This window comes from Bradyrhizobium sp. 2TAF36, from assembly GCF_052114925.1.
GTDB classification, from domain to species: domain Bacteria; phylum Pseudomonadota; class Alphaproteobacteria; order Rhizobiales; family Xanthobacteraceae; genus Bradyrhizobium; species Bradyrhizobium barranii.
Window position 1 is genome coordinate 1 of record NZ_JBFRFR010000192.1, and the last position, 4650, is coordinate 4650.

Below are 4650 nucleotides of genomic sequence, written 5' to 3' on the forward strand. Positions count from 1 at the left end.
CTCCCCGTCCAGGAGACGAGCGACAAAGCGCAGACGCTCTTCCATCACCGAACTCGCTTTCCACGGCATCGACACCTCCCGCGGAACAAAAGCGGAAAGTGTAACCCATGTGTCCGGTACGTTCTGTCACCTATGTCTCGGGCCGCTCACACACACGACGCAAATCTGCGATATTCGCTCCGATCGTCCGCCTGAACCCGGCAGCTCGTCGAACGGTAGGCTCAAGTCGGGGACCCACAGCAGCCCCCCAGATGCAGTCGCCTATTGAGAGGATGGTGCGACTCGGCTGGAACGTATTCCCGCCGCCGTCGCCGGCGTGTCCCGCACCAGCAGCGCGCGGGTTGCCGCCGTCACATCGGGCTGGCGCATCAGGCTCTCGCCGACCAGAAAGGTCGACATTCCCACACGCTCGAGCCTGGTCAGATCGTCCGGCGTGAAGATGCCGCTTTCCCCGACCATCAGCCGCTCCTCCGGGATAAGCGGCGCTAGCGCCTCGCTGGTCGCGAGCGTGGTCTCGAAGGTACGGAGATTGCGATTGTTGACGCCGACCATCGGCGAGCGGAGTTTCAGCGCCCGCTCGAGTTCGGCTCGGTCGTGGATCTCGACCAGCACATCCATCTGAAGTGCGATGGCGGCGTCCTCAATATCTTTGGCGGCAGCGTCATCGAGAGCGGCCATGATGATCAGGATGCAGTCGGCGCCGTGAGCGCGGGCTTCGACGACCTGATAGGTGTCGAACATGAAATCCTTGCGCAGCACCGGCAGATTGGTCGCCGCGCGTGCCGCAACCATGAAGTCGAGATGCCCCTGGAACGACGGAGTATCGGTCAGCACCGAGAGGCAGGCCGCGCCCCCGGCCTCGTAAGCCTTTGCCAGGGCCGGCGGATCGAAATCGGCGCGGATGAGGCCCTTCGATGGCGAAGCCTTCTTGATCTCAGCAATCAGCGCATAGTCACCGCCGCCATGCTTTTCCTTGATCGCGCGGACGAAGCCGCGCGGTGGCGCCGCCGCCTTGGCGCGTGCATCGATGCTCGCGAAGGAATGAGCACGCTTGGAGGCGGCAATCTCCTCGCGCTTATAGGCTTCGATTTTCTTCAAGATGTCTGACATCATCGACCTGTTCGTGGACTTACCTGTCATTCGACCATCTGCGTTGTTTCGGCGGTCGGTACAAATCAATCATTATCGACGCTTACTCACTTCCTCTTTATTAGCCCTTCGCGTTGGTGCGCATGCGCGAGCTCGTTATAACGCTCGCGCCGCCGATCAATGCGCCAAATGCGCGCGTCACTTTCGTTCTTGGAAGCGATTGTCGAAGCTGAATGAGCCCGCGCCCGCTCGCCGCGCAGTGCGATGCCTTTGGCGGACAGCACCATCGCAGCAGCATTCCCCGCTGCTATGGAAACCATACATGCCGGCTATTGGAAGATTTCGCCCCGCGCTGCGATCAATGGGCGTCGCTATCGAAGATTTCATCGAGTAACGCCCAGCGCAACCTCAATCCGTCACATCTGCCGGAATAGGCCGCATCGGGCGACTTGATCCTGTCGAGGACGACCAATGTGTGGGTGCTCGTCCACTCACTCCTCACCCAGCGCGCTTAGGAGGCACGCATGGCATTCACGTTGAAAATCAACGGTACACCCCATGAAGTCGATGTCGACGGTGACGTTCCATTGCTGTGGGTGCTGCGCGATGTGCTCGGCATGACCGGAACCAAGTTCGGCTGCGGCCAGGCGCTCTGCGGCGCCTGCACTGTGCATGTCGACGGCCAGCCGGTCCGCTCCTGTCAGACAACGATCGACAGCATTGGGGACAGCGCGGTCACCACGATCGAGGCGATCGGCCAGACGCCGCAGGGCGCAGCCGTACAGAAGGCGTGGTTGGAGCTCCAGGTGGTGCAGTGCGGTTACTGCCAATCCGGCCAGATCATGTCGGCGGCGGCGCTCCTGAAAGACATGCCGAAGCCGACGGATGGCGACATCAACGCCGCCATGTCGGGGAATGTCTGCCGATGCGGCACCTATCAGCGCATCCGCGCCGCGATCAGGCTGGCTGCTGGAGTTTGAGATCATGAATGGACCAATTTTGAGGGAGCAGGTCGCCGAAGAAACAGGCGTGTCACGGCGCGCCTTTCTTCAGGGCACAGGTTTGCTGCTCGGCTTTTCGCTGACCGGCGCCAGCACGAGCTCCGTCTTCGCGGCGTCCACTTCGCAGGTGCAGGTGGTCGAAAACGAGGTCACGGGTACTTTCGCGCCGAATGGATTTATACGGATCAATCCAACGGGCGCCGTGACGCTGGTCATGCCGATGGTCGAGATGGGACAGGGGGTCTACACGTCGCTCTCGATGCTTCTCGCTGAAGAACTGGAGGTGACGCTTGACCAAATTCAGGTTCAGCATGCGCCGCCAAATCACGCGCTTTACGTCAACTCGATCATAGGCATTCAAAATACAGGTGGTTCCGCCTCTGTCCGAGCGTTCTGGACACCGCTGCGTCAGGCAGGCGCAGTAGGTCGCAGTCTGCTGATCGGGGCAGCCGCAAAGCGCTGGAATGTCGATCCGGCGACTTGCCGCGCCAAGGACGGCATCGTCTTCGATGCGTCAGGCGCAAAGCATCTAAGCTACGGCGAACTTGCGACGGCCGCGGCGAAATTGCCCGTGCCGCCGGCGGCAAACGTCAAATTGAAGGATCCGAAGGATTTCACCTTGATCGGCACGCGTGCCAGGCGCGTGGATTCATCGATAAAGGTCGACGGGCGCGCGCTCTACGGCATCGACACGCGACTGCCGGGTATGAGGGTTGCAGCGGTTGCTATTTCGCCCGTGCTCGGTGGCAAAGTGAAAAAGGTGGACGAGAAAGCCGCGCTGGCGGTGAAGGGCGTCCGGCAGGTGGTCAACATCGATGAAGCCGTTGCCGTGGTGGCGGATCACATGGGTGCGGCGAAGAAGGGGCTCGAGGCCGCCGCCATCACGTGGGACGACGGGCCGAACGGCAAGGTCAGCAACGCCGATATCGTCAAGCAGTTGGAGGAGGAGTCCAAGAAACCAGGGGCGGTTGCCCGTAACGATGGTGATGCAGAGGAGGCCCTTGCTGTCGCGGCGCAACGAGTTGACGCGATCTATCAGGTGCCTTTCCTAGCCCATGCGGCGATGGAGCCGATGAACTGCACAGTCCACCTGCGGAAGGATCGCTGCGATATCTGGGTCGGGACGCAGGCGCCTACGATCACGCAGTCACTGGTGGCCGAACTCACCGGCCTGCCAAAGGACGCAATCAAGATTCACAATCATCTGATTGGCGGTGGCTTCGGCCGAAGGCTGGAGGCCGATGGCACGGTGCTGGCCGTCAAGATCGCCAAGCACGTCGATGGCCCGGTGAAGGTGATCTGGAGTCGCGAGGAAGATATCCAGCACGATTTGTATCGGCCGTACTATCTCGATCGGCTGTCGGCCGGACTTGACGCGACCGGCAAGCCGGTTGCCTGGACGCATCGGATCGCCGGCTCCTCAGTCATGGCTCGCTACTATCCCCCTTACGTCAAGGACGGATTGGACCCCGATGCCGTCGAAGCGGCGGCCGAGCCGCCCTATGCGCTGCCCAATATCCACGTCGACTTTGTGCGGGTCGAGCCCCCTGGTGTCCGGACGTCTTGGTGGCGCGGTGTCGGACCGACCCACAATGTTTTTGTGGTCGAAAGCTTCATAGATGAGCTCGCTCATGCCGCGAAGCAGGATCCCGTCACTTACCGCAAGGGATTGCTTGGCCACAATCCGCGAGCACTCGCTGTTTTATCGCTTGCGGCGGAAAAAGCGGGGTGGGCATCCCCCCTTCCCGCGCGGCATGGCCGCGGAATTTCAGTGCAATTCGCATACGGAAGTTACACGTCGCAGGTCGCCGAGGTCGAAGTAGCGGCCGATGGCTCCGTCAAAGTCAAGCGGATCGTCTGTGCGCTCGACTGCGGAATGTACGTTAATCCAGATACAATCGAAGCGCAGGTTCAGGGTGGCACGCTTTTCGGCCTCACCGCCGCGCTCCATGGGTCAATCACCTTCAAGGATGGTCGGGTCGAGCAGAGCAATTTTGACAGCTATCTGCCGATGCGCATCGACGAGGTACCGGTGGTGGAGACACACTTGATCAAGAACGCGGAGGCTCCGGGTGGCGTTGGTGAAGCCCCGACGGCCATTGTCAGTGCTGCCGTGACCAATGCGATCTTCGCCGCAACAGGCAAGCGTGTGCGCAGCCTGCCGATCGATCCGAATTCGTTGAAGTCGTCGTCTTAATCCTTCCCGTCCTCCCGCGCGCGTTGTAGCACGCACGGGATGACGGTCGGGAACTAAAGTCCCGGAGCATAATGGCTATTGGAACATTCGCGTTCTCCGCAAGTCCAAATTTCGCCGAATGGCGAGAGGCGAGGTTCCGTGGTACGAACGGCATGGCGACGCCCCCGCTGATCCTCGGAGAACAGATTTCGGAGCACTATCGGTGCTGGTAGCCGTTAGCAGGAGCCACCACAGTCATGCATAATTCGAAATCGATTCCAAAACAGGCTCTCGTCGGGCAGAACGTTTCACCGCCCGCGGGCGCCACTGTCAAATTGTCTACAACAGACCTCAACAATTTAATGCAGGCGCTCGACATAGATG

At 60.7% G+C, this 4650-nt stretch carries 4 protein-coding genes; 2 read left to right on the plus strand and 2 right to left on the minus strand.

Annotation, left to right across the window (positions count from 1 at the left end):
* Positions 1–261 precede the first annotated feature (261 nt).
* Together trpC and AB4Z51_RS44325 are read right to left on the minus strand one after the other, a co-directional pair.
* The gene (gene trpC, locus AB4Z51_RS44320; RefSeq protein WP_063986175.1) at positions 262–1110 is read right to left on the minus strand and encodes an indole-3-glycerol phosphate synthase TrpC; all 849 of its coding nucleotides are present in this window, start codon (positions 1108–1110) and stop codon (positions 262–264) included.
* 86 nt (positions 1111–1196) lie between these two features.
* A complete protein-coding gene (locus AB4Z51_RS44325; protein WP_135214198.1) occupies positions 1197–1376 on the minus strand; it encodes a hypothetical protein in 180 nt (59 codons plus the stop codon).
* 237 nt (positions 1377–1613) lie between these two features.
* Between AB4Z51_RS44325 and AB4Z51_RS44330 the strand changes: the two genes are divergently transcribed.
* Both AB4Z51_RS44330 and AB4Z51_RS44335 read left to right on the plus strand, forming a co-directional pair.
* Positions 1614–2069, plus strand: coding sequence for a (2Fe-2S)-binding protein (locus AB4Z51_RS44330; protein ID WP_135214197.1), 456 nt, complete (start codon positions 1614–1616; stop codon positions 2067–2069).
* Between the two features lie 4 nt (positions 2070–2073).
* Positions 2074–4287, plus strand: coding sequence for a molybdopterin cofactor-binding domain-containing protein (locus AB4Z51_RS44335; protein WP_441499714.1), 2214 nt, complete (start codon positions 2074–2076; stop codon positions 4285–4287).
* Positions 4288–4650: the final 363 nt, after the last annotated feature.

Excerpts from the sequence above, each read along its gene's own strand:
- trpC (WP_063986175.1), bottom strand. The coding sequence starts at position 1,110 with ATGTCAGACATCTTGAAGAAAATCGAAGCCTATAAGCGCGAGGAGATT.
- AB4Z51_RS44325 (WP_135214198.1), bottom strand. The coding sequence starts at position 1,376 with ATGGTGCTGTCCGCCAAAGGCATCGCACTGCGCGGCGAGCGGGCGCGG.
- AB4Z51_RS44330 (WP_135214197.1), top strand. The coding sequence starts at position 1,614 with ATGGCATTCACGTTGAAAATCAACGGTACACCCCATGAAGTCGATGTC.
- AB4Z51_RS44335 (WP_441499714.1), top strand. The coding sequence starts at position 2,074 with ATGAATGGACCAATTTTGAGGGAGCAGGTCGCCGAAGAAACAGGCGTG.